Raw genomic sequence first — 2260 nt, 5'->3', positions numbered from 1 at the left:
TCTGGTCGCTCGAACTGGGCATGCAGGGCGGCGTGCTGACCGAACCCGGCAACGAAACCCTGCTGGTCGGTGAGCTCGCGCCGACCGACACCGGCGCCTGGACCTTCAAGGGCGCGCCGGAAGATGAACCCGGCGCCTTCACCGGCGCGGTTCTGTCGCCGGCGCAGTGTTTCGACACCATGGCCGACGGCCCGGCGATGCCCTTCAGCGCGGCACTGAATTTCGCCGACGGGCGCCAGGGCAGCGGCTGCTGCCGCGTCGAATACGGCCTGGACCTGGAAAACGCCCCGGTCTTCGACCCCGCCGGCAAGGCCGGCGACGACTGGAGCCGCGCCCTGCCAAGCCTCGGCCCGGCGGTCCTGCGCTGCGCCTTCGACGGCGGCGTGGTCACCGAAGGCGCCAGCAAGGCCTGGCCGCTCAACCGCGGCAAGGCGGCGGTGCGCCTGGTCGATTCCGGCGGCGACCGTTTCGACTGCCTGGTGGACCTGGGCACCGGCGACATCGAGTCGGTGAAGCCGGTGCCGGCCGCCGACACACTGCCCGGAGAGGACCAGCCGCGCTGGCTGCCCCCGGGCGAAGACCGCCCCGTGCTGACCTGTGGCCGGGTCGAACGCATCGAAACCGACGGCGGCCTGGTCACCGGCTGGCTGCACTACACCGACGGCTGCCCGGCCGGCGATTAGGCGGATTTCGCCCCGAGGGTGGCGTTTTCGCCACTGCCGGGCCAGACTCGCCAGCGCGACCCTGTGTGCACCCCGGCACCCCCGCCCGGGACACGAGGAGTCCGCCATGAAACGCTTGATGACCCTGGCCCTGCTGACCGCGATGCTGTCCGTCCACCCCGTGGCTTCCAAAGCCGCGGCACCGGTCGCCGACGAAGCGATCTTCGTCGAGGGCACCCGCTACAGCGCCGTTTTCGAAGCCCCCCAGCGCCGCTGGCGCCTGCTGTCGGCCGACGGCCGCGACGTCCGGCTGCGCGTCGCCGACAGCTGCGCGCTGGGCAGCGCCCCGCCCCCGGGCCTGTGGTTGCTGACCCGCGACGGCCAGGGCCAGCCGACCCTGCTGGCCCCGTCGGCCACGGCCCTGCCCGCCGGCCATTCCGGCCAGGTGCGGCTGCTCGACTGCGACCAGGCCGCCGCCGGCCCGCTGTCCGCGATGGCCGTGCCCCGGGTCCTTCTGGACTGGCTGACCGAGCATTCGGGGTCGGTGTATGTCGCCCGCTGAAGGCCGCTTCACCGTGGGCCTGCTGGCCATGGATGGCGCCATGCCGTCCTGCTACACGGGCGTGATGGACCTGCTGAAGATCGCGCAGAAGCTGGCCCAGCTGCGCGACCCGGCCACCAGGCTCAAGCTCGAATCGGTGCTGGTCGGCGCCCGTGGCCAGGCCACCATCAGCCTCGACGGCGGCCTGGTCATCGGCCCCGTGCATTCGCCCGACCGTGCGCTCGACCTGCTGCTGGTGCCCGGCTATATGCACGCCAGCGTGCACGACGCGCTGGACCGGGTGCGCGGTTACGGCCCCGAGGTCGAACTGCTGCGGGCGCTGTCGCTGCGCGGCGTGCCGCTGGCCGCCAACTGCTGCGGCAGCCTGCTGCTGGCCGAAGCCGGCCTGCTCGACGGCCACGAGGCCACCACCAGCTGGTGGCTCGACGGCGCCTTCCGCAGCCGTTACCCGCGGGTCCGCCTGGACGTGCAGCGCATGGTGGTCGAGGACGGCAACATCGCCACCACCGGCGCCAGCACCGCGGTGATGGGCTACCTGCTGCAGGTGCTCTCGCGCGTGGCCGACCCGGCGCTGGCCCAGAACACCGCCCGCATGATGCTGCTCGACCCCGACCGCACAAGCCAGGCGCCCTACATCAGCCTGGCCCTGGCCGAACGGCCGCGGCATTCGCTGTCGGAAAAGGCCGAAGGTTTCCTGCAGCGCGAACTGCACCGCGAACTGACCATCGCCGAACTGGCCCGGCACTGCGGCACCAGCGAACGCAGCCTGCTGCGGCACTTCCGCCAGCACTACAACGCCAGCCCGCTCGCCCACCTGCAGCACCTGCGGGTCGAGCGGGCCAAGGCGCTGCTGGAAACCACGCTGCTGAGCTTCGACGAAATCGTCGAACGCTGCGGTTATTCGGACACGTCCAGCTTCCGCAAGCTGTTCAAGCGTGCGACCTCACTCACGCCCGCCGACTACCGCGAGCGTTTCCGGCTGCGGCCGCACTGACGCCGGCTTGCGGCGCTTGAGTCCGAACAGCGGCCGCAGCAC

At 71.8% G+C, this 2260-nt stretch carries 3 protein-coding genes; all 3 read left to right on the top strand.

Features of this window, described 5'->3' with window-relative positions:
- Positions 1-683 (top strand): hypothetical protein (locus AACZ35_RS13935; protein ID WP_339830318.1); only part of this gene is annotated, 683 nt, incomplete at its 5' end.
- Between the two features lie 106 nt (positions 684-789).
- The gene (locus AACZ35_RS13930) at positions 790-1224 is read left to right on the top strand and encodes a hypothetical protein (RefSeq protein ID WP_339830315.1); all 435 of its coding nucleotides are present in this window, start codon (positions 790-792) and stop codon (positions 1222-1224) included.
- On the top strand, positions 1211-2218 hold the full coding sequence (locus AACZ35_RS13925) for a helix-turn-helix domain-containing protein (RefSeq protein WP_339830312.1): 1008 nt from the start codon (positions 1211-1213) through the stop codon (positions 2216-2218). Before AACZ35_RS13930 ends, AACZ35_RS13925 begins: the two co-directional genes overlap by 14 nt.
- Positions 2219-2260: the final 42 nt, after the last annotated feature.

It is taken from the genome of uncultured Arenimonas sp. (assembly GCF_963976025.1).
Lineage (GTDB): Bacteria > Pseudomonadota > Gammaproteobacteria > Xanthomonadales > Xanthomonadaceae > Arenimonas.
The sequence above is the reverse complement of the archived record's forward strand: the minus strand, read 5'-3'. Positions and strand labels throughout refer to the sequence as shown.

Bases quoted from the DNA above. Each gene is read 5' to 3' on its own strand.
- AACZ35_RS13925 (WP_339830312.1), top strand. From the start codon at position 1,211: ATGTCGCCCGCTGAAGGCCGCTTCACCGTGGGCCTGCTGGCCATGGAT.
- AACZ35_RS13930 (WP_339830315.1), top strand. From the start codon at position 790: ATGAAACGCTTGATGACCCTGGCCCTGCTGACCGCGATGCTGTCCGTC.